Raw genomic sequence first — 21,375 nt, 5'->3', positions numbered from 1 at the left:
GATACCATGACGAAATCGGAGCTGATCGACATTCTGGCCGCCGAACAGGACCATCTTCCCTACAAAGATGTCGAATTGGCGGTTCGAAAGATCCTCGAGCGCATGACGGGAGCGCTCGCGTCCGGAGAGCGAATCGAGATTCGCGGATTCGGAAGTTTTTCGCTGCATTACCGCCCGCCACGCATCGGGCGCAATCCAAAAACCGGCGACTCGGTCGCCCTCGCCGGCAAGCACGTCCCCCATTTCAAGCCTGGTAAGGAACTCCGGGATCGGGTCAACGAGGCTTTTCAGGAGTCTCAGGAAGCCGAGGCACCGGTGAGGATTCCTGTCGCCGCCACCCGCTGAGGAATTGATCGGCTCGGCGCCACGACAGGCGTTGCCGATCCCTCGCCGTCAATGATCGCGCCGCGTCCGGATTTCTGGCGCGGTATTTTGTCGTTGACCAAGGCAAATCGTCCAAACCGATCCCGAAGTCCAGCGAAAATCACGCTGCGGGCGCACCCCACAGCGCTCTCCGGGAGCGCCGTGGCGCGACGCGCACCGCAAACACAAGAGAGCGGTTCGCGCGATCACATGACCACCAAACAGGTCGCCCGACCTGACCCCGCGTCAAAGAGGCGTATCCGTCCATGAAATCCACCAATCCAATCGGCGCGTTGTTCGGTCGATCCCCCTTCAAGCCTATGCAGGAACACATGCGTTTCGTCAATGACTGCGTCGCGCAAACGCCCCTGCTCTTCGAGGCGCTCATCGCCGGCGATCCGGACAGTTTGGAGACGATCAAGACGACGATCTTCGCGTGGGAGGATCGCGCCAACGGACTCAAGCATCAGATCCGCCTGCATCTGCCGCGCTCGCTCTTCATGCCGGTCGACCGCCGCGATCTGCTGGATCTGCTCGATCGCCAGGACGCCATCGCCGACACCGCTAAGGACATTGCCAGTCTACTGGTTCAGCGCGAGATCCCGGTTCCCCTGGATCTGCGCGACGATCTGCGAGCCCTGGTGCTGAGTTGCACCGCCGCCTGTGCACAGGCGATGGCGGTCATCGACGAACTCGACGAACTGATCGAAACCGGTTTTCAGGGAGCCGAAGCGACACGGGTGGAGCAAATGGTCGAGGAACTCGACCGGCGCGGACGCGCGGCCGACGCGCTGGGCATGGCGCTGGCCCGCAGCCTGTTCCGTCAGGAAGACCGCATGGATCCGGTGACAGTCATCGTCTGGCATCAGCTGATTCAATGGGTGGGCAATCTCGCCGATGGCGCCGAGAAAGTCGGCGACCACCTGCTGCCGCTGATCGCGCGCTAGGCCATTGCACGGCTCGCGCCGCTCGACCCACCGCCCGCTCGGGCGTCTTCTGGAGACATCGTGGACATCATCAACGAATGGGGATCCGTCTTTCTGATCCTCGCCATCCTGTTCGGCTTTTACATGACCTGGGGTATCGGCGCCAATGACGTCGCCAACGCCATGGGCACCTCGGTTGGCTCGGGAGCCATCACCGTCAAGCAGGCGCTCCTGATCGCCGCGATCTGCGAGTTCGCCGGCGCCTTCATCGCCGGCGGCAATGTCACCGAAACCATCCGCAACGGCATCATCGATACCCAGGCGCTGACCGGCCAACCGGAACTTCTGGTCTACGGGATGCTGGCGGCCCTGCTGGCCTCCGGGATCTGGCTGATGATTGCCTCCGCGCGTGGCTGGCCGGTCTCCACCACCCACTCCATCGTCGGCGCCATCGTCGGCTTCGCGATCGCCGGGATCGGCATCGACTCGGTTCGCTGGGGCATGATCGGCCAGATCGTCGCCAGTTGGGTGATCTCGCCGGTTCTGGGCGGGGGCGTGGCGATTTTACTGATGCTCAGCATCCGCCGACTCATCCTGGATGCGGACAATCCCTTCCGACAAGCCAAGCGCTGGGGGCCGGTCTATGTCTTTCTGGTGGGTTGGATCGTCAGTCTGGTCACGCTCTTCAAAGGACTCGATCATCTCAACCTGCACCTATCGGGCGTCGCGAGCACCATTCTGGCCACCCTGATCGGCCTCGCCACCGCCTTCATCGGCAAGCTGCTCATCGACCGGGTTGAGGTGGACGCGGCCGCCGATCGCAGTTTTCATTTTGCCAGCGTCGAAAAAGTCTTCACGCCCATGATGATCTTCACCGCCTGCGCCATGGCCTTCGCGCATGGATCCAACGATGTCGCCAACGGGATCGGGCCGCTCGCCGCCGTCGTCGGCGTCATTCAGTCGGGCGGCGAGATCCCCCAGGAATCCACGCTCCCGCTCTGGATACTGGTCCTCGGCGGTGTCGGTATCATCGTCGGCCTGGCGACCATGGGCTATCGGGTGATGCAGACCATCGGCACCCGGATCACCGAACTGACGCCGACCCGCGGCTTCTCGGCAACCCTGGCGGCGGCGGCCGTGGTGGTGCTCGCCTCCAAGACCGGGCTGCCGGTCTCCACCACCCATATCGCCGTCGGCGCGGTCATGGGCGTGGGTCTGTCGCGTGGGATCGCCGCGCTCGACCTGCGCGTCATCGGCAATATCGTCATCTCCTGGCTGATCACGCTCCCGGCGGGGGCCATCCTGGCCGCGCTCTTTTTCTATCTCTTTAAGGCGATCTTTGGCTGATGGAGCTTGCGAAAACCTGTCCCTTTCTCCCGCTCGCCCCGGTCGGCGAGTTGGAGACGATTCGGGGAATCGCGATTGCCAAGGGTCTGCATTTCGGTCAGATCCTCGTGACCGGGCCGCCGGGCGCGGGCAAATCCACCCTGGTTCAACGTCTCGGCGGCTGGCCGGAGGAAGGGTATATCGACCTTGGGATCAAAGGCTGGTGGCGCGCCCGGGCGCTGGCCCTGCGCCCGCGCGAAATCCATCTCGGCCTGCCCTTCGTCGGGCAGCCCGCCAGCCTGTCGATCGTCGATGCCGAGTGGCTGGCGCACTGGCGAACGCTGCGTCTCGACCTGGCGCGCATCCGGTTACCGCCGGTCAAGCGGCATTTCTATTCCACCAACTGGCGCCGCTGTTACGCCTTCGAGTTTGTCCTGCCGCCGCCGCCGGTCATCGCCGCCGCGCGCACCGCGCGCGCCCAGCGCGGTACCCATCCCATCGACCAGTCGATCGATCCCGAACAGATTGCCGCGCAGGTCGAGCTGTACGCGCGAGTCGCCCTGCATTTGCACCGTCAGGGTATGATCGTGCACTTGCGCGAACGGGTCGCGGACCCGCCACTGCGGATCGACGACCACACCGGCGACCCGGACCATGGCCCCATCGACATCCCATTCCAGTAAAGGTTTTCTCAAACGCTTCCGCGATCTCATGCAGGGCATGGACGCCTGCGAGGACGTGGAACTGCGCGAATCGCTGCGACTGACCGATGCCAAGGTGCGCATCCCGGCCCCGACCCTCCCGCTCCAGATCATGCTCGGCGGTGAGGAAGGCTGCCGGCTGCATCTCTATCCGGAACTGCGCTTCGACCCGGATGGCCGGCTGCGCCACCAGGGCGACTATCTCCTGTTCGATCCGGTCAGCTATTTTTTCGACATCAGCGGCTTTCTCCGACTCCATCCGGGCGATTCGTTGACCCTCGGGCGCAAGGATCCGCTCCAGCGCCTGCAACTGCATTACCCCAAAGTGGTCGACCAGCAGCATCTGCGTCTGAAGCTCTCCGCCAAGGGTCTGGCGTTACGCAACAAATCGCGTACCGACGGGGCCTGCGTGGCCCCGCTCACCAGCGAGGATGTCGTCGAGCGCATGGCGCGTTGGCGCCGCCAGAAGCTCGCGCGTCTGTTGGAAGTGCTCGGCGGTCCGCTGGAGCCGCCATCGCGGTCCGCAGCCCTGGATCTGATCGAGCAGACGATCGCGATCATGGCGCGCGAACCCTATCGCGTGCCCAACGCGCACGGCCGGCCCAGCGGTCTGCTGGCGTTGCCGAACCGCCCACGTCCGGTTTTCGTCGGCGACCTGCATGCGCGACTCGATAATCTGCTGGTGGTCCTGACCCAAAACGGGTTCCTGGAAGCGCTTTTGGACGGCAGCGGACTGCTGATCCTGCTCGGCGACGCGGTGCAGCCCGACACACCCGGCCAGGAAGACCAGATGGACACCTCCATGCTGATGATGGATCTGATCTTCCGGCTCAAACTGCGATTTCCCGGCCGGGTCTTCTATCTGCGGGGCAATCACGACAGCTTTTCCGAGGACATCAACAAAGGCGGCGTCCCGCAGGGACTCGTCTGGGAAAGGGCGCTGCGCGACGGTCGCGGAGTCCAGTACCAGGAAGCCATGCAGCGCTTCTATGACCACCTGCCCTATCTGGCCATGTCATCCGGCTATCTGGCCTGTCACGCCGGACCGCCGACCGGCAAGGTCTCCCGGGAGGCGCTGGTCGACATCCAGAAACACCCCAGGCTGGCCTATCAACTGACGCATGCGCGTCTGCGCCGTCCGCACTCACCCAGCGGCTATGGCCCCGGCGAACTCGCCCGATTGCGCAAACGTCTCGGGGTCAAGGCGGACACCCCCGTCATCGTCGGTCACACACCGCGCTCCGACCGGGAGACCTGCTGGATGAATGTCGGCGGGATCGCGCATCATCACGTCCTCTTCGGCGCCAACCCGGACTGGGTCGGGGTCATCGCGCATGTCGAGAAACGTCTGGCGCCCTTGATCTACCCGACCGAACCGCTGCTCCAGGTCTATAACCAGTTTGCTCGTGGCGGGCGTTTGAGCGAGAACCAAGCGGCGGTGAACGTCGGAATTGGCGCGCGCCCGGACGCTTCCTGATCGATCGCGATGGGCGTCCTGTCCCCTCGTCGATCATGACGTCTTCCCGCCGCCGTCCGATCGGTCGATTCTCATGTCACGACCGGACGGAAAGCGACAGGAGAAGCGGCTCCCCTTGCCGACCTCGCTGGAGACCAACAAACGCGCATCGTGCCGATTCAGAACGTGCTTGACGATCGCCAGCCCCAGTCCGGTCCCGCCGGAATCGCGCGAGCGGGCGCAATCGACGCGATAAAAGCGTTCGGTGAGACGCGGCAGATGTTCCTGAGCAATCCCGGGGCCATTGTCCTCGACCGTAAACAGCGCCCCCTCGACGTCATGCCGCCAGCCAATCGCAATCCGGCTGCCAGGCGGCGTATGCCTGACGGCGTTGAAGATGAGATTCGAGAAGGCGCTGCGTAGCTCCGGCCGATGACCGACCAGTAACAAATCATCCTCGATCCGGGTCTCGAACTGGTGCTGGCCATTGCTGAGCGCCTGTGCCTCCTGCAGGATCAGATGCAGTTCGTCCGGCACATCGACAGGCGCTTGCGCTTCGGGACTGTCTTGCATCTCCAGGCGCGAGAGGGTGAGCAGATCCTCGATGATCGAGCGCATGCGCTCGGTCTGATGAAACATCAGCGAGAGCGGTCGACGATGGCTGTCCGGCGTGATCGGCGCATCGATCAACGGCTCCAGGAAGCCGGCGATCACGGTCAGAGGCGTGCGCAACTCATGCGAGGCATTGGCCACGAAGTCGCGGCGGATCATGTTCAGATGGTAGATCTTGGTGATGTCGCGCCCGACCACCAGACGCTGCTTCTTGCGCTCGCCGAAGGGGGTGATCCGCAGCGAGAGCATGATGGCGCGATTGTGCGCCGGCGCGATGTCCAGGGGGCGCATGTAGTCGCCCGCCTCAATGAAGTGCTCAAGATCCTGGTTCGTCAGGAGTTCCGTAAAAGGACGCTCGTCATCCTCGGGCCAGTGGATATTCATGAGTCTGGCCGCCGCCGGATTCGCCCAGTCGACGCGAAGTTGTTTATCGAGAATGACCAGCGCATCGGGCACGGCGTTGGCGGCCTCGCGAAAACGCCGCGAGAAGCGGATTTGCCGCTTGCGACTCTTGCGCCCGCGCTGTTGATAGCGGGCGATGCTGCGATAGAGATCGCCCCACACCCCGCGCGGGAAAGGGGGTATCAACCGATGGTGACGGCGGATCAGGATGGCGAGCCGAAGCATATGATAGAAATTGCGCGCCAGATAGGGCAGCAGCGCCAGCGGCCAGACCCAGGCGGGACTGACACCGGACAGCCAGAGTCCGATTCCGATCGCCATCGGCACCAGCAGAAAGCTCAGTTCAAAGAGCAGAGCGCTTTGCATGAATTCTCTCCGCGCCCCGAAGACGGCCGACACAGCGTTCAAGATTTGTCTGAAAAACGGTAACCGACGCCGCGCACGGTTTGCAGAAGGCGATCATGGCCAGAGGTCTCCAGCGCCTTGCGCAGTCGGCGAACATGCACATCCACGGTGCGCTCTTCCACATAGACCTGATCGCCCCACACCTGGTCGAGCAGTTGCGAACGGCTGAACGCACGATCGGCATGGGTCATGAAAAAATGCAGCAGACGATATTCGGTCGGCGCGACCTCGACCGCGCGTCCGTCCACGCTGACCCGGTGACTGATATGATCGATGCACAGACCGCCGATCTCGATCTCGTCGGCCAGTTCGTCGGGCCGGGTTCGGCGCAGCACCGCCTTGACGCGGGCGACCATTTCGCGCGGCGAGAACGGCTTGGCGATATAGTCGTCCGCGCCCGTATCCAGCCCCTTGACGCGATCCTCCTCCTCGCCGCGGGCACTGATCATGATGATCGGCACGCTCCGCGTCCTGGGACTCTGTTTGAGCTGCTGGGCGAGTTCCAGACCGGAGCGTCCGGGCAGCATCCAGTCGAGCAGGATCAGATCCGGGCTTTCGTTGGAGAGCAGCTTGCGGGCATCGTCCGCATGCCCGGCCTCAATGACGCGAAACTGTGCGTTTTCCAGTGCGAAACGGATCACCTCGCGGATATCCGGTTCATCGTCGACGACAAGAATAGTTGCCATAGCCATGGATCCTGAAGGGAGACTGGACGCCACACGTGCGGCGTCGCCAGGGAATCGTGATACGCATCGGGTCAGAGTCCAGCGAAGCCGCCCGTCGTGGATCGATTCGCGCTCTAGTTTATTGACGTCCGGTTACAGTCGGATGACCGCGTCGACCTCGGCAGGCTCCCGTCCCGGACGCATGGGTTGCCGTTGGCCACTGGACCGTTTTCGAGAAGCCGCGTCCGGAGTCCTTTAGAATAGAGATCGGCTGGGACTCAAGCGTTCGGTTCATGGACCGGCATGCCCCGCCCGAGATCGCGCCAACTGTCATGAGGAGATTGCAATGAGCGAAGGCCACATCCTGAAGTGCGAACCGATCTATCAGGGTCGCGTGATCCAGGTTGCCCTGGAGACGGTGGAATTACCCAATGGCGCCCAGGTCGAGCTGGAAATCGTGCACCATCCAGGCGGAGCCGCGGCCGTGGCCCTGGACGAGCAGGATCGGGTTTGTCTGCTGCGTCAGTTCCGTCACGCCAGCCAGGGCTGGCTCTGGGAACTCCCGGCCGGACGGATCGATCCGGGCGAAACCCCCTTCGACACCGCCAGCCGCGAACTCTCCGAAGAGGCCGGATTGCAGGCGGCGGACTGGACCAATCTTGGCATGATGCACAGTTCTCCCGGCATTTTCACCGAGGTGATTCATCTCTGGCTCGCGCGCGGGCTGACCAGCCTGCCGCATGAACACGAACATGGCGAGGTGATCGAAATCCATTGGCTGCCGCTGGGCCAGGCACTGGACTGGTGTCACGATGGCACCATCACCGACAGCAAAACCCTGATCGGACTCTATCGCGCCAGCGCGCTGATCAAAAGTGCGGTCGAAATGCTCGCCGAAGATCCCGGCTGCTAACGGTTGCATCGATTGCCGACCGATGGCGATGTCCCCATTCGCCGCGCCCCCCCGGCGGCCACCATCCGACCGGCGGCGGACGCCAATGACCGCGCTGGCGTGAATGGCGGCGTTGTAGAGACAAGGCATTGCCTTGTCTCTACGCCATCACCACCAGCCGCACCGCATCCAAACGCAGATCCGTCCGGGTCAGCGCCTGTCCAAGCGACTCGCGCCGCGTGCGCAAGCGCTCGATCTCGTCCGGGCGTACCGTTGGATTGACCCGCGCCAGGGCGGTCAGACGTTCCAGTTCCGCGCCGAGCAAGACCTGCATGCGCGCCAGCGCGTCCGTCTCCAACGCCCCAAGCGCCTCGTGCGCCAGCCCCTCGCCACGCTTGAGCAGGGTGGCGAGACGGGACGCCTGGGACTGGACCACCGACCGGGCGAGCTTGAGATTCTGGGTCAGACACTCGCCCTGCAAGGCATCGTGCGCGATCTCGCCGGCCCGATCCCGGCCCTCCGCGTCCAGCAACAGACGTAGCACGGTCGGCGGCAGAAAACGCCCGACCTGCAAATCGGGCGGCGCTGGACACTCGGCCACGTAGAGCATCTCCAGCAGGAGCGTCGGCGACTTGCCATGCCCGTCGCGCACGAGGGTCATGGCGGCGGCGCCCAGATCCGAGGCGGTCAGCAGTTCCATGGTCGCGCGCGTCATGGGATGCTCCCAGGTCAGGAATTCGCGATCCTCGTGAACCAGCGCATCGGCGCGCGCGAAGGTCGCCGTGAGCCCCTCTTCCGGCAGGCCGGGATAGGTTTCGTGCAGCATGTGAAGACCGGGACGCACCACCGCGGAACCGCCGGGGCCGGGCTCATGCTCGACCCCGAAGGCGTCCCAGAAGCGCCGCAGATATTCGGCGGCGTCCCCGCTTGTGTCCACCGACTCGATGGTTTCCACCAGCATGGCGGAGACGGCGGGGCGATGCGAATGCAGTTCCAACAGACGATCCCGCCCGGCGGACAGTTCCGCGTCGATCCGGTCGGTGAGACGACGCCCTTCCGCGAGCAGCGCATCCGTCCTGGCGGGATCCTCCAGCGCGGCCAGGAGCGACCCGCGCAGTTGGGCGAAGACGGCCGACGCGGCCGGGCAGATGACATCGAAAGCGCCCAACCCCTCGGCATACCACCGAAACAGCACCTCACCGGGGCCGCCGGTCAGCACCGGGACATGGATGCGGATGGTCTCGGTCTGACCGATGCGGTCGAGCCGACCGATGCGTTGTTCCAGCAGATCCGGTTCCAGGGGCAGATCGAACAGCACCAGATGATGCACGAACTGGAAATTCCGCCCCTCGCTGCCGATCTCCGAGCACAGCAGAATCTGGGTGCCATCCTCGGCGGCGGCGAAATAGGCCGCGGCCCGGTCGCGTTCGACGATCTCCATGCCTTCGTGGAAGATCGCCGCGTGGATGCCGGCGCGCCGCAGCAGCGCCTCGCGCAGCTCCAGCACGGTCCGGGCGTGGGCGCAGATGAGCAGCACCTTGGCCGGACGCAGCGCGCGCAGGGTGGCGATCAGCCAGTCGATGCGCGGATCGAGTTCGACCCAGTCCGCGCCAAGCGCGCGCTCGGGCGTGAGTCGCGCAACGGCATCCGCCGCCAGCGTGCGATAGACGTCCGGCTCGGGCAAGGCATGGGACAACAACCGGCGTTCAGGAAAACCATGGATGGCGGCGCGTGTATTGCGGAAAAGTACCCGACCGGTGCCATGCCGATCCACCAGATGTTCGATGATCGCCTCCCGGCTCAGTCCGTCGAGATCGCCAGGCAGCGCACGCAACAGATTCCGGTCGGCTTCGCTCAGTTCCGCGCCATCCAGCAGCCGCGCGGCCAGTGCAGCGACCGGCGCATAGCCCGACTCCTCGTCCTGGAACGCCGCATAATCATGAAAGCGCGCCGGATCGAGCAGACGCAGACGCCCGAAATGACCGGCCCGCCCCAATTGCTCGGGAGTGGCGGTCAACAGCAGCACGCCGGGCGTGCGTTCAGCTAGGGAGGCGACCAGCGCGTATTCCGGGCTAGCGCCCGACTCGGACCAGGTCAGATGATGGGCCTCGTCGACCACTAGCAGATCCCATTGCCCGTCCAGCACGGCGCGCCCCGCGTCCGGCCGCGAGACCAGCAGATCCAGGCTACAGAGCACCTGTTGCTCGGCCTGAAAGGGATTGGACTCGGCGATGGCCTCGAAACGCCCGCGGTCGAACAGCGCGAAACGCAGATTGAACCGCCGCCGCATCTCCACCAGCCACTGATGCAGCAGCGGCTCGGGCGTGACGATCAAGACCCGCCGCGCCCGTCCGGTGAGCAGCATCCGGTGCAGGATCAGCCCGGCCTCGATGGTCTTGCCGAGTCCCACCTCGTCGGCCAGGAGGACGCGCGGCGCATCGCGCCCGGCCACCTCCGCCGCGAGCGCAAGCTGATGCGGAATCAGGGCGACCCGCGCGCCCAGCAGACCCAGGATCGGCGAATCGGCCTCCCGCATCCCCTGCAACCAGGTCCGATAGCGCAGCGTGAACCACCGATCGCCGTCGAGCCGGCCGGACAGCAGCCGCTGCCGAGGTCGGTTGAGATGCAGACGATCATCCAGTTCGCACTCCGGGAGTTCGCGGACGTCTCCGTCCGGCGTCTCGCAGCGATAGACCAGCAGGCCATCGTGCGACCGGGTCTCCAGCACCCGCAACGCCTGTCCGGCGCGATCGCGGATCCGCTCGCCAGTGGCCAGTTCGACCCGCGCCAGCGGGGCCTCGCGCATCGCGTAGAGACGGGTTTCGCCCGTCGCCGGATACGCCATCCGAACGTGGCGCCCCTCGACGGCTTCGACCAGGCCAAGGCCCAGTTCGCCCTGGGTTTCGCTCAGCCAACGCTGGCCGGGGAGAAATTCACACGCTGTCAACATAACAAAGTTCGGTATCGCCTCATGATTGGCTCAGACATCGGGGTCGATCCCCAACGCCCGCAAACGCGCGGCCAATTTCTCCGCTCGCCGATGTTCCTGTTCCGCGCGCAGATCGGCCTGTTCCGCGCGCGCCCGCTCTTCTCGCGCCAGGAACGCCATTTCCAGCGGCGAACGAAAGGGACTCCCATCGGGATGAAACACCTCCAAACGCTCCCGGCTCAAGGCGAATCGAATGCCGAGCCGCGGGCTGACCCAACCGTTCAGATGCGAGACCGGCTGCAAGCGCTCGCCCTGTCGCAGCCAGACCTCCAGCCGGTTGCGCTCGGGATCGTAGAGGTAGTATTCCTCGACACCATAGGTTTCGTAAAAGTCGCGCTTGTCGCGCAGTTCCTTGGCGCTGTTCGAGGGCGACAGGACTTCAAAGACGACCTGCGGGGCAATGCCGCCCTCCTCCCATTGTTTGTAACAGCCGCGCGGTCCCTTGGGACGCCCGAAGGCGACCATCACATCCGGCGCCAGAGGACCGGTGATGCGGCGATCCGGCACCGGGTACCAGAACAGATCGCCGGCCACGAAGACATCCGGGCGGTCGGCGAAGCGAAGTTCGAGATTTTCCTTGAGCTTGACGATCCAATCGTATTGCAGGGTATTCTCGGCCATCGGTTCGCCATCGCTCTGCGGATAGGGATCGTCGGGATCGATACGGGACAGGGGATTCATGAGGCAACCTCCAGGCATCGGGGATCCACCGATACGCCATTTAAAAACCGACGGTCGCTGACGAAAACCCTCACCGCAGCGCCGCTCCGGCTGGACGCGGTTTCACCCCGGTACGACCGTGATTGAAAACTCAGTATACGATGCCTCGATCCATCGAGCGCAACTCAACCCGCCGATTGCGAGAGCCGATCCTGAATCGTCACCCGAGCGAGCGTGAGATCGGCGAGATTGTGCATCTGCATCTTCTTCATGATCCGCGCGCGGTGAAATTCCGCGGTGCGAACGCTGATCCCAAGCTCGTCGGCCACCATCCGGTTGCTTTGTCCGGCGGTAATGCACTGAAATACCTGCTGTTCGCGCGGCGTCAGCTCCTGAAAGCGCTGTAACAGCAAATCCGCGCCGGCATCCGGGGCCGCCGCCGGGCTGTAGTCGCGCAGGGTATTCTGAACCAACTCCAGCAGCGCCTGATGGTTCACGGGTTTGGTGATGAAATCGATGGCGCCGAGCTTCATGGCCCGCACCGCCATCGGGATATCGCCATATCCCGTGATCAGAATGGTGGGAATCTCGATGCCGTCCTCGCGCAAACGCTCCAGCAGTGCAATCCCGCTGATGCCGGGCATGCGGACATCGGCCAGCAGGCAGGCGGGGCCAGGCTGCGTCAGCGCGCCCGAGTTGAGCAGATCCTCGGCGCGGGCAAAGACGCTGGCGCGGATTTCCACCGACTCCAGGAGCATGGAGAGCGCATCGCGCAGGGCGGGGTCATCGTCGACAATGTAGGCGATCGGTTCGGTGTTCATTGGTTCCACTTTCGGTGACTGGGGGCGACAACCCGCGCTCGCGGATCGCTTCATCGGGAGATCAATCGACCCGCCTCCCTGCGCTCTCAGTCATTGCGCGCGACATCCATGCCATCATCGCTTGAATGACCCGCGAAGGGTAACGCCCTGCCGCGAAACCGCTCGCGCAGACGATCCATGGCCGTGCCGGCAAGCTGGATCTGTTGATCGATCCCGCGGAGCGCCTCGCACAGACGCGCCGGGTCGCCGCCCGATTTGATGGCCAGGTTACGCGCCGCGACGGCATAGCACCCCACGGTATTCAAGGGTTGCGCCAGATCATGGATCAGCGCGGCGAAGATCGGCTCCATGGCATCGGCCTGCCGGTCGCGCTCGGTATCCGTCTCCTGCTCCTGCTCCAGCGCCCGAATCAGCGTCGCGAATCGCTGCCTCGGCGCCGGCCCGGAGGACTCTGGGCATGCGATCCTTGCGATGCCGGACAACTCGGAATCCCCGGATGGTCGATCCTGAAAGGCCAGCAGCAGGGCGTCCAGGACGTCCAGCGGCACCGGCTTGACGAGATGGTGATCGAACCCGGCGTCCAGCGAGCCCTGCCGATCCGTCTCCTGACAGCGTCCGGTCATCGCAATCAGCGTGGTCTCCCGGCACTCCGGACGCGCGCGGATACGGCGGGCCACCTCGTGGCCATCCATACCAGGCATGCCCAGATCGAGAATCGCCAGGTTCGGCCTGAGTTCGTCCATGACCGCGAGGGCCGAGGGTCCGTCATAGGCGACGTGCACGGCGCCACCCTTGAGTTCGAGCAGCGCCGCCAGGCTGTTCGCGGCGTCCCGGTTGTCGTCGACGACCAAAATACGGCAGTCTGGCGACAAGCCGACACCGTCACGAAGGCGGGGTGGCGCGGGCTTCGCTGGTCGCTGCGAGGTCCGCATTCGCCCTTTCGCAAGCGGAAGAGAGACCACCAGCTCGCTCCCCTGCCCTGGCCCGGCGCTCCGCGCCTCGACCCAGCCGTCATGCAGCTCGACCAGGCTGCGCACCAGCGACAACCCAATCCCGAGACCGCCGTGGACCCGCAACTGGTCTGGATCGCCCTGCTGGAAGAGATCGAACACGCGCGGTAAGAGGTCGGCGGGGATGCCCACCCCGGTGTCGCGCACCGTGACCCGAACCGCCCCGTTTTGCCGCCGGACATCGAGCCTGATTTCTCCCCCTGCGCCGGTGTATTTGGTGGCGTTGTTGAGCAGGTTGCCGAAGACCTGGGCCAGGCGCATCTGATCGGCGCCCAGCCACAGCGGTTGACGGGGCAGCTTTACTCTGAGTCGCTGTTGAGCCGCATCGATCAGTGGGCGAACGGTCTCCACAGCGCTGTCGATGATCGTGGCCAACTCGACCGGCTCCCTGCGCAGCGCGATCTTGCCGCGGGTGATGCGCGAGACTTCCAGCAGATCGTCGACCAGTCGCGCCAGATGCGCGAACTGACGTTCCATGACCTCCCGAGCACGGTTGGCGAGGGGATCGCGGACATCGCTCTGGCGCAGGATCTCAAGCGCATTGAGAATCGCGGCGAGCGGATTGCGCAACTCATGGGCGAGCGTGGCGAGAAAAGCATCCTTGCGCTGATCGCTCTCCTGAAGTTCGCGGGCCGATTGCGCCGCCTGCTCGCGCGCCTCCACCGCCTCGGCCATGAGTTCGAGCGCCTCGGCACGGGAGGCGAAGATTGCCCGCTGCTGCTTTTCGAGCTGCGCGACCAGTGCCCGATCGGCCTCAAGCCGGGTGAGATCGGTGCCAACCAGACAGATCAGAGGCTCCTCCGGGCGATCGAGCCGGCTGGCCCAGAGGTGCAGCGGCACCTCTTCGCCGTCCGCGGCAAGGAACACCACCCGATCGTCCGCGGTTTCCCGTGGCGAGGTCGCCAGCACGGCATGCAGCCGGCGCAAATCCCGAGGCGCCACGAACTCGTCGAGCCGGCGACCCAGCAGGCGATTGCGCGGCCGCTTCAGCAGGGTAGCCGCGCATTCGTTGCAGTAGAGCAGCAGACCGTCCGTGGAGATGGCGAGACCGGCCTCGTTCATCGTCTCGACCATCAACCGGTGCAGGTTTTCGGTCTCCATCAGCGAGAAGACGCGATCGCCCTGGCTGCCGCTCACGATGACGGCGTCGACCTCGCCCTCGCGAATCGCCCGCACGGTTTCCTCGGCCTCTTCGAGACGCGCTCGCAGTTCCGCGTTCTCGGCCTGAAGACTGGCAATTGTGGGGTGGCTGGCTGAACCTGGCATTGGGTGCTCCCTAACCCTTGGTGCTTTTGCCGTCGTTCCTGGCACGCAGATCCAGTCCCACCAGCACCCGCTGCTCGTCGGCCATGTCGCCAATCAGGCGGCGCAGCGGCAACGGCAGTTGCTTGATCAGGGTCGGTGCGGCAACGATCTGCTCGCCCTTGGCCAGCGTCGGATGCTCGTAGATATCGATGACCTCCAACTCATAACGACCCTGGAGATGTTTCTCGCAGACCTCCTTGACCGAACGGATCGCGGCCATGGAGCGTGGCGTCAGGCTGGCCACATAGAGCCTGAGGACATAGCCGGCGCTGGCTTGCGCCTGGGCCGCGACCTCGAAGCTGGCGAGGCCATCGCCTCCTTGCGTCGATCCCGATAAGTCGCCCCCTGTTAACGTCTTGCTTTTGCCCGCCATGGTGACCCCTGATTGATCGGTTGACGTTCAGCCCCGCGGACGCAAATCCAGCCCGACCAGCACCCGATCGGTATTCGAGAGATCGCCGATGATCTTGCGCACCGGTTCGGGAAGTTTGCGGACCAGTGTCGGCACCGCGACGATCTGATCGCCCCGAGCCAGTCGCGGATTCTCGATCAGGTCGATGATCTCGATCTCATAACGACCGGCAAGATGCGTCTCGCACAACTCCTTGAGATTCTGAAAAGCCTGGATCGAACGCGGGCTCTGGCCCGCGACATAGAGTCGCAGACACCAGCACTCGGCGTCCTGATCCTGATGACGCGGTTCCGTGACGGATTGATTCATGGTCTCAACGCTCCGTATCAATCGGCATAACGGGCAAGCTTCATGTCAGCCTCGGTCTGGACGGTCGCCGCGAGGCGCTGCGTCTCTTCCGACTCGGCACTCGCCGCGTCCTCTTCCACCCCGGCAAGCTGCGCCTGGAGTGCCTGGATCCGCGCGGCAAGCACGCGCCGCTCCTTTTCCAGAAGGCGTCGGCGCCGTTCGCTGGCCTGGCGTTCGGCGAGTGCCGCGGACTGGTCGCGAGACTGCTGGGCAAGCCGTTCCGAGCCGGTCTGGAGCAGTCCCGTGCCGGTGTAGACATCGGCCAGATCGATGCCGCGATCGCTGAGCAGCAGTTCCCGTACCTGATTGGAATGCGCCATGCCGCGGCTCTTGAGAACATAGAGCAGACGGTTCCGTTCTCCACCGGACTGAACCATCTGTACCAACAGCCAGGTATCGGTCAGGGTGCTGATTCCCTCGTCGGTCTGCTCCAACTGACCATGACCGCCTCCCTGCGTCAGACTGGTGAAGACCGCCGTGATGCCCTCCTTCTTCAGGAAGTCGATCACCCGCGTCAGCATGATCTTGACCTCGGCGGCATCGCCGACCGCCGCGAAGTTGGTGATGGGGTCGAGGATGACCGCCTCGGGCCGCTGTTCGCCCACCAGCTTATGGAGTCGGACCAGATGATTCTCCAGCCCGTAGAGGGTAGGCCGGACGGCGAAACATTGCAGCAATCCGGACTGGATGTGCCGACCGAGATCGATGCCGATCGAGCTCATGTTACGCAGAATCTGATCCGAGGACTCCTCGGACGACCAGTAGAGACAGCGACCGCCCCGCTGACAGACGCTGTCGGCGAACGCCGCCGCGAGGCTGCTCTTGCCGGCGCCGGCGGTTCCGGAGATAAGCACGCTGCTGCCCTTGAAGTAGCCCTGGCCGCTGAGCATGGCATCCAGCCGCGGAATCCCGGTGGACACCCGCTCGCGCGACGCCCGATGGTCGAGACTGACGGAGCTGATCGGCAGGACGCTGAGACCGAACTCGTCGATGAGCGCGGGATATTCGTTGGTTCCGTGTCGGGAGCCGCGATATTTGACGATGCGCAGGCGGCGCGTGGCGACCTGATTGTTGACGCGATGGTCGAGGAAGATGACGCAGTCGCTCACGTATTCCTCCAGACCATGACGGGTGAGCGTGTTCTCGCCCTGCTCGCCTGTGATGACGGCGGTCACGCCCTGATCCTTGAGCCAGCGGAACAGTCGACGCAGTTCGGCGCGCAGGATCCCCTCGCTGGGCAGCGCGGCGAACAACGCCTCGATGCCGTCAAGGGCGACGCGCCGGGCGCCAACCTGTTCGATCATGCCGCCAAGTCGGATAAAAAGCCCGTCGAGTCCATAATCGCCGGTCTCTTCGATCTCGCTACGTTCGATATAGACGTAATCCAGCGCGACCTGATTCCGGGCGACCAGTCCATCGAGATCGAAACCGAGCGAATGGACGTTTGCGGTCAGCTCGCCCTCGGTCTCCTCGAAGGCCATGAAGACACCCGGCTCATCGAGTTCGCGCGCGCCACGGACGATGAACTCCATCGCCAACAGGGTTTTACCGCTGCCCGCCGCGCCGCAGACCAGCGTCGGCCGCCCCCGCGGAAGTCCGCCCTCGGTGATTTCGTCAAGGCCACGAATACCGGTGCGGCATTTCGCGAGCGAAGGGGAGTCAGGGCCGTTATGTGGTCCAGTCTGCATGGATGTACCTGGGATTTGAAGGTCATTCGTCGCTGTCGCGATCTTAGATGACCGTCTTCGGGAACGAGGGAGGTGATGCTCATCAAGGGCACATAGCCCTCAAGCGCTCGTTATTTTAACCCAGCCAGCAGAGAAAGCGGGAGGCTGTCGCACAGCATCCCTGTATTAATGAGGGTGATTCATGGTTCAACCTGTGGGCAATCCCTTGCCACAGGGTTCGGGATCTACAGGAGATGCGCGGTAGGGGATCGCGGCAATCGCAAGGATCGCGACCATCCCCGCGTCAATGTCAGCCCCAGGTAAACCAGCCGAGCGACAGGACGGTGACATGCACGGTCAGCACGATCAGCAGCACGGCAAACAGGATCGGCATCAGCCAGGTCGACGGATTGACCACCAGCCAGATTTTCCAATCGTCATCGGGATTCTTGGGCTTTGCGATTTCGCTCATTGTCTTGTTCTCGTCAGGTGGTCAGGATTAAAACCAGGGATTCGCGGCAAGCACCATCATGTGCGCCAGGGCCGCAAGGCCAACAAAGGCGGTATAGGTAATCTTGAACTGCTCGTGGAACTCTTTCGCCTGCTGTTCGGTTAAGCCATTCATCGAAGGATCTCCCCATCGGGAATTGATGACACGCTGCTTCATGGATGAAACAACGACCAAAAGTCATGACGGAACTCGCCACAACCAAAAACACATGATCGGAGCCGCCTCGACCGCACTTCGCAAACGCCGCCGACCGATCACGCACTACCGAAATAACGAGTCTACGCCAGTCAATAAAACAGGATAGATACGTGATATTACGTGTCAGATTAGCTTGACATGCCAGGATGTCAAGTTTTTTACACTCGCCAGGCAACGGCGGGAATTCCGGCGTTGTCGCCACCCGCACGGACAGCAGACTGCGGCGCTTCTCGACGCGCATCGCGCAAGAAGGGGTTGGCAGACCAGTGTTTGGCCTGCTTCCAGTCGACTCCCAGCCGCTTCAACACCTGCCGAATCGCTTCAATGCACAACAACCGTCCAGTCAGGCCACGCTCGAAGGCAACTTCAGCGATCAAGGACAGGGTCCAGAGATTGGCCGATTTGCCAAACTCCCGCGGATGAAAGTGGAGTAACGCACGGAGTTGCTCGGCTTGCTCGCCCTCCAGCAAGGGACGGTGGAGATTCTTGGGGCGGCGCGACTTCGCGTTGAGACATTCCAGCCCCTCGACAGCAAAGGCGCGCAGGGCACTACGCGCGGTTTCCGAGGCGCAACCGAGCATGACGGAAAGTTTCGGGGCCGTATGACCATCGGCATTGGACAGCAGAATCTGGCAGCGGCGCCGGATGAAGGAATCGGATGCGCAAAGGCCGGCTTCCAGGGTCTGCCGCTCCTCGGCACTCAGGGGGCGGATGAAAAGGGGCTCTTTCATGGGAATTTGAGTGTCGTTTCACCAGGTCGATAGACAGATCGCGAACGGCCCCACTGACACCACGGCCATTCAGTTAAACCGTTCGTGGTGAGGCCATGGCCATTCAGTTAAGCCGTTCGTGGTGAGGCCCTCGAACCATGAACGGCTTAACTGAATGGCCGTGACCCACTGACACGGGATCGCGACGGACGATCACCGCTGACCAGGGAGACGATGACGCAACAATCTCTTGGGACTGCCGCCGCCGTGGCGACCACAGTCCCTGCAACATCCTCAGCCCCAGGTAAACCAACCAAGGTTCAGGACGGTGATGTGCACGGTCAGCACGATCAGCAGCACGGCAAACAGGATCGGCATCAACCAGGTCGACGGATTGACCACCAGCCAGATTTTCCAATCGTCATCGGGGTTCTTCGGCTTTGCGATTTCGCTCATTGTCTTGATCTCGTTAGGTGGTCAGGATTAAAACCAAGGGTTCGCGGCAAGCACCATCATGTGCGCCAGGGCCGCAAGGCCAACAAAGGCGGTATAGGTAATCTTGAACTGCTCGTGGAACTCTTTCGCCTGCTGTTCGGTTAAGCCATTCATCGAAGGATCTCCCCATCGGGAATTGATGACACGCTGCTTCATGGATGAAACAACGACCAAAAGTCATGACGGAACTCGCCACAACCAAAAACACATGATCGGAGCCGCCTCGACCGCACTTCGCAAACGCCGCCGACCGATCACGCACTACCGAAATAACGAGTCTACGCCAGTCAATAAAACAGGATAGATACGTGATATTACGTGTCAGATTAGCTTGACATGCCAGGATGTCAAGTTTTTTACACTCGCCAGGCAACGGCGGGAATTCCGGCGTTGTCGCCACCCGCACGGACAGCAGACTGCGGCGCTTCTCGACGCGCATCGCGCAAGAAGGGGTTGGCAGACCAGTGTTTGGCCTGCTTCCAGTCGACTCCCAGCCGCTTCAACACCTGCCGAATCGCTTCAATGCACAACAACCGTCCAGTCAGGCCACGCTCGAAGGCAACTTCAGCGATCAAGGACAGGGTCCAGAGATTGGCCGATTTGCCAAACTCCCGCGGATGAAAGTGGAGTAACGCACGGAGTTGCTCGGCTTGCTCGCCCTCCAGCAAGGGACGGTGGAGATTCTTGGGGCGGCGCGACTTCGCGTTGAGACATTCCAGCCCCTCGACAGCAAAGGCGCGCAGGGCACTACGCGCGGTTTCCGAGGCGCAACCGAGCATGACGGAAAGTTTCGGGGCCGTATGACCATCGGCATTGGACAGCAGAATCTGGCAGCGGCGCCGGATGAAGGAATCGGATGCGCAAAGGCCGGCTTCCAGGGTCTGCCGCTCCTCGGCACTCAGGGGGCGGATGAAAAGGGGCTCTTTCATGGGAATTTGAGTGTCGTTTCACCAGGTCGATAGACAGATCGCGAACGGCCCCACTGACACCACGGCCATTCAGTTAAACCGTTCGTGGTGAGGCCATGGCCATTCAGTTAAGCCGTTCGTGGTGAGGCCCTCGAACCATGAACGGCTTAACTGAATGGCCGTGACCCACTGACACGGGATCGCGACGGACGATCACCGCTGACCAGGGAGACGATGACGCAACAATCTCTTGGGACTGCCGCCGCCGTGGCGACCACAGTCCCTGCAACATCCTCAGCCCCAGGTAAACCAACCAAGGTTCAGGACGGTGATGTGCACGGTCAGCACGATCAGCAGCACGGCAAACAGGATCGGCATCAACCAGGTCGACGGATTGACCACCAGCCAGATTTTCCAATCGTCATCGGGGTTCTTCGGCTTTGCGATTTCGCTCATTGTCTTGATCTCGTTAGGTGGTCAGGATTAAAACCAAGGGTTCGCGGCAAGCACCATCATGTGCGCCAGGGCCGCAAGGCCAACAAAGGCGGTATAGGTAATCTTGAACTGTGCATGGAACTCTTTTGCTTGCTGTTCAGTTAAGCCATTCATCGACTTATTCCCCACTTAAGGACTCATGAAAATACCGCTTCATTGATGTATGAGACGGCCACTCCGCGCAACGACACTCGCCGCGACGTTAAAAAGCATTGATCGCCATTCCGACCATCGACGTTGAAATTTCGCAGAACGCATACGAGGTCACGATGCACCCCGCGGGCCGTCAACGCAACGGCGATGCCTGAATCCGCTCTGGCCGAGTAGATCGGATTAGGCCGAAACGGCGATCAATGCTCATCACGCGACCTTCATGGGACTGCCGCCAGCCAGTCGGCGGCCGCAGTCCCCGAACAGCCTCAGCCCCAGGTAAACCAACCAAGGTTCAGGACGGTGATATGCACGGTCAGCACGATCAGCAGCACGGCAAACAGGATCGGCATTAACCAGGTCGACGGATTCACCACCAGCCAGATTTTCCAATCGTCATCGGGATTCTTGGGCTTTGCGATTTCGCTCATTGTCTTGTTCTCGTCAGGTGGTCAGGATTAAAACCAGGGATTCGCGGCAAGCACCATCATGTGCGCCAGGGCCGCAAGGCCAACAAAGGCGGTATAGGTAATCTTGAACTGCTCGTGGAACTCTTTTGCTTGTTGTTCGGTCAAGCCGGATAGCGAGGACATTGATTCACCTTCCCTTCAGGGATTAATGACAATACCGCTTCATTCAATCGCTTCATTTGATTACATAAAGCGGTTACCCAGTCATGACGGAGCCCGTCACAACCCTCTCAATTCACTGCGCGGGAGCCGCAACCGGCGCCGCTTCGACAGCCGGAGCCGCTTCGACCACCGGAGCCGCTTCTGCCTTGGCGCTGAATCCCTGACCCGGCAGGGAAAATGCGTACATGTGCACCAGCAGCGCAATCCCCAAAACAACCATCAGAATCGGGATTAGCCAAGTGCCGGGATTGACGACCATCCAGAACCGGTAATCTTGCTCAAGCGGTTTGTAACCCATGAATTCCATTAGTAGATC

At 62.7% G+C, this 21,375-nt stretch carries 26 protein-coding genes; 6 read left to right on the top strand and 20 right to left on the bottom strand.

The window, feature by feature from the left end; all coding sequences use genetic code 11:
- The first annotated feature begins 6 nt into the window (after window positions 1-6).
- From ihfB to THIVI_RS01420, 5 genes are all read left to right on the top strand, one after another.
- Window positions 7-345 (top strand): integration host factor subunit beta, encoded by a 339-nt coding sequence (ihfB, locus tag THIVI_RS01440; RefSeq protein WP_014776873.1) that lies wholly within the window; start codon window positions 7-9, stop codon window positions 343-345.
- Window positions 346-629: 284 nt separating this feature from the next.
- Window positions 630-1,310 (top strand): TIGR00153 family protein, encoded by a 681-nt coding sequence (locus tag THIVI_RS01435; RefSeq protein WP_014776872.1) that lies wholly within the window; start codon window positions 630-632, stop codon window positions 1,308-1,310.
- Between the two features lie 60 nt (window positions 1,311-1,370).
- Window positions 1,371-2,636 carry an inorganic phosphate transporter gene (locus tag THIVI_RS01430; RefSeq protein WP_014776871.1) on the top strand — a complete coding sequence of 422 codons (1,266 nt, stop codon included), beginning with the start codon at window positions 1,371-1,373 and terminating at the stop codon, window positions 2,634-2,636.
- Complete coding sequence (locus THIVI_RS01425) at window positions 2,636-3,298, top strand: ATP-binding cassette domain-containing protein (RefSeq protein WP_014776870.1); 663 nt, start codon at window positions 2,636-2,638, stop codon at window positions 3,296-3,298. Before THIVI_RS01430 ends, THIVI_RS01425 begins: the two co-directional genes overlap by 1 nt.
- Window positions 3,270-4,793 (top strand): metallophosphoesterase, encoded by a 1,524-nt coding sequence (locus tag THIVI_RS01420; protein ID WP_041446764.1) that lies wholly within the window; start codon window positions 3,270-3,272, stop codon window positions 4,791-4,793. Before THIVI_RS01425 ends, THIVI_RS01420 begins: the two co-directional genes overlap by 29 nt.
- Before the next feature lie 33 nt (window positions 4,794-4,826).
- Here THIVI_RS01420 and phoR read toward each other — a convergent pair whose 3' ends face one another.
- Both phoR and phoB read right to left on the bottom strand, forming a co-directional pair.
- Entirely contained in the window at window positions 4,827-6,152 is a 1,326-nt protein-coding gene (phoR, locus tag THIVI_RS01415; protein WP_014776868.1) for a phosphate regulon sensor histidine kinase PhoR, read from the bottom strand.
- A 38-nt stretch (window positions 6,153-6,190) separates the two neighbouring features.
- Window positions 6,191-6,877 carry a phosphate regulon transcriptional regulator PhoB gene (gene phoB, locus THIVI_RS01410; protein ID WP_014776867.1) on the bottom strand — a complete coding sequence of 229 codons (687 nt, stop codon included), beginning with the start codon at window positions 6,875-6,877 and terminating at the stop codon, window positions 6,191-6,193.
- A 325-nt stretch (window positions 6,878-7,202) separates the two neighbouring features.
- Here phoB and THIVI_RS01405 point away from each other — a divergent pair, with 325 nt between their 5' ends.
- The gene (locus THIVI_RS01405; RefSeq protein ID WP_014776866.1) at window positions 7,203-7,769 is read left to right on the top strand and encodes an NUDIX domain-containing protein; all 567 of its coding nucleotides are present in this window, start codon (window positions 7,203-7,205) and stop codon (window positions 7,767-7,769) included.
- A gap of 139 nt (window positions 7,770-7,908) precedes the next feature.
- Here THIVI_RS01405 and rapA read toward each other — a convergent pair whose 3' ends face one another.
- The 18 genes from rapA to pufA (THIVI_RS01335) all read right to left on the bottom strand — a co-directional run bounded on the left by rapA (window position 7,909) and on the right by pufA (THIVI_RS01335) (window position 21,366).
- Window positions 7,909-10,698 (bottom strand): RNA polymerase-associated protein RapA, encoded by a 2,790-nt coding sequence (rapA, locus tag THIVI_RS01400; RefSeq protein WP_014776865.1) that lies wholly within the window; start codon window positions 10,696-10,698, stop codon window positions 7,909-7,911.
- A 30-nt stretch (window positions 10,699-10,728) separates the two neighbouring features.
- Window positions 10,729-11,418, bottom strand: coding sequence for a Uma2 family endonuclease (locus tag THIVI_RS01395; protein WP_014776864.1), 690 nt, complete (start codon window positions 11,416-11,418; stop codon window positions 10,729-10,731).
- Between the two features lie 164 nt (window positions 11,419-11,582).
- Complete coding sequence (locus tag THIVI_RS01390; protein WP_014776863.1) at window positions 11,583-12,218, bottom strand: response regulator transcription factor; 636 nt, start codon at window positions 12,216-12,218, stop codon at window positions 11,583-11,585.
- A gap of 86 nt (window positions 12,219-12,304) precedes the next feature.
- Complete coding sequence (locus THIVI_RS22430; protein WP_014776862.1) at window positions 12,305-14,494, bottom strand: ATP-binding protein; 2,190 nt, start codon at window positions 14,492-14,494, stop codon at window positions 12,305-12,307.
- Between the two features lie 10 nt (window positions 14,495-14,504).
- On the bottom strand, window positions 14,505-14,906 hold the full coding sequence (locus tag THIVI_RS25470; protein WP_014776861.1) for a circadian clock KaiB family protein: 402 nt from the start codon (window positions 14,904-14,906) through the stop codon (window positions 14,505-14,507).
- 27 nt (window positions 14,907-14,933) lie between these two features.
- A complete protein-coding gene (locus tag THIVI_RS01375; RefSeq protein WP_014776860.1) occupies window positions 14,934-15,254 on the bottom strand; it encodes a circadian clock KaiB family protein in 321 nt (106 codons plus the stop codon).
- A gap of 17 nt (window positions 15,255-15,271) precedes the next feature.
- Window positions 15,272-16,981 (bottom strand): circadian clock protein KaiC, encoded by a 1,710-nt coding sequence (gene kaiC, locus THIVI_RS01370; RefSeq protein WP_014776859.1) that lies wholly within the window; start codon window positions 16,979-16,981, stop codon window positions 15,272-15,274.
- A gap of 289 nt (window positions 16,982-17,270) precedes the next feature.
- Window positions 17,271-17,432 carry a light-harvesting antenna LH1, alpha subunit gene (gene pufA, locus THIVI_RS23265; RefSeq protein ID WP_014776858.1) on the bottom strand — a complete coding sequence of 54 codons (162 nt, stop codon included), beginning with the start codon at window positions 17,430-17,432 and terminating at the stop codon, window positions 17,271-17,273.
- A gap of 27 nt (window positions 17,433-17,459) precedes the next feature.
- Window positions 17,460-17,585, bottom strand: coding sequence for a light-harvesting antenna LH1, beta subunit (gene pufB, locus THIVI_RS01365; protein WP_014776857.1), 126 nt, complete (start codon window positions 17,583-17,585; stop codon window positions 17,460-17,462).
- Window positions 17,586-17,827: 242 nt separating this feature from the next.
- Window positions 17,828-18,400: a helix-turn-helix domain-containing protein gene (locus THIVI_RS01360; protein WP_014776856.1), complete on the bottom strand. Its 573-nt coding sequence runs from the start codon at window positions 18,398-18,400 to the stop codon at window positions 17,828-17,830.
- Window positions 18,401-18,673: 273 nt separating this feature from the next.
- Window positions 18,674-18,835 (bottom strand): light-harvesting antenna LH1, alpha subunit, encoded by a 162-nt coding sequence (gene pufA, locus THIVI_RS23260; RefSeq protein WP_014776854.1) that lies wholly within the window; start codon window positions 18,833-18,835, stop codon window positions 18,674-18,676.
- Window positions 18,836-18,862: 27 nt separating this feature from the next.
- Window positions 18,863-18,988 (bottom strand): light-harvesting antenna LH1, beta subunit, encoded by a 126-nt coding sequence (gene pufB, locus THIVI_RS01355; protein ID WP_014776857.1) that lies wholly within the window; start codon window positions 18,986-18,988, stop codon window positions 18,863-18,865.
- Window positions 18,989-19,230: 242 nt separating this feature from the next.
- The gene (locus THIVI_RS01350; RefSeq protein WP_014776856.1) at window positions 19,231-19,803 is read right to left on the bottom strand and encodes a helix-turn-helix domain-containing protein; all 573 of its coding nucleotides are present in this window, start codon (window positions 19,801-19,803) and stop codon (window positions 19,231-19,233) included.
- Window positions 19,804-20,076: 273 nt separating this feature from the next.
- The gene (gene pufA / locus THIVI_RS23255) at window positions 20,077-20,238 is read right to left on the bottom strand and encodes a light-harvesting antenna LH1, alpha subunit (RefSeq protein ID WP_014776854.1); all 162 of its coding nucleotides are present in this window, start codon (window positions 20,236-20,238) and stop codon (window positions 20,077-20,079) included.
- A 27-nt stretch (window positions 20,239-20,265) separates the two neighbouring features.
- The gene (gene pufB / locus THIVI_RS01345; protein ID WP_041446763.1) at window positions 20,266-20,391 is read right to left on the bottom strand and encodes a light-harvesting antenna LH1, beta subunit; all 126 of its coding nucleotides are present in this window, start codon (window positions 20,389-20,391) and stop codon (window positions 20,266-20,268) included.
- A 305-nt stretch (window positions 20,392-20,696) separates the two neighbouring features.
- Window positions 20,697-20,858, bottom strand: coding sequence for a light-harvesting antenna LH1, alpha subunit (gene pufA / locus THIVI_RS23250; RefSeq protein WP_014776854.1), 162 nt, complete (start codon window positions 20,856-20,858; stop codon window positions 20,697-20,699).
- 27 nt (window positions 20,859-20,885) lie between these two features.
- Window positions 20,886-21,020, bottom strand: a complete 135-nt coding sequence (pufB, locus tag THIVI_RS01340; RefSeq protein WP_014776853.1) for a light-harvesting antenna LH1, beta subunit — start codon at window positions 21,018-21,020, stop codon at window positions 20,886-20,888.
- A gap of 112 nt (window positions 21,021-21,132) precedes the next feature.
- The gene (pufA, locus tag THIVI_RS01335; protein WP_014776852.1) at window positions 21,133-21,366 is read right to left on the bottom strand and encodes a light-harvesting antenna LH1, alpha subunit; all 234 of its coding nucleotides are present in this window, start codon (window positions 21,364-21,366) and stop codon (window positions 21,133-21,135) included.
- Window positions 21,367-21,375 lie beyond the last annotated feature (9 nt).

The organism is Thiocystis violascens DSM 198, from assembly GCF_000227745.2.
GTDB classification, from domain to species: Bacteria; Pseudomonadota; Gammaproteobacteria; order Chromatiales; family Chromatiaceae; genus Chromatium; species Chromatium violascens.
This window is presented reverse-complemented; position numbering and strand designations above follow the sequence as displayed.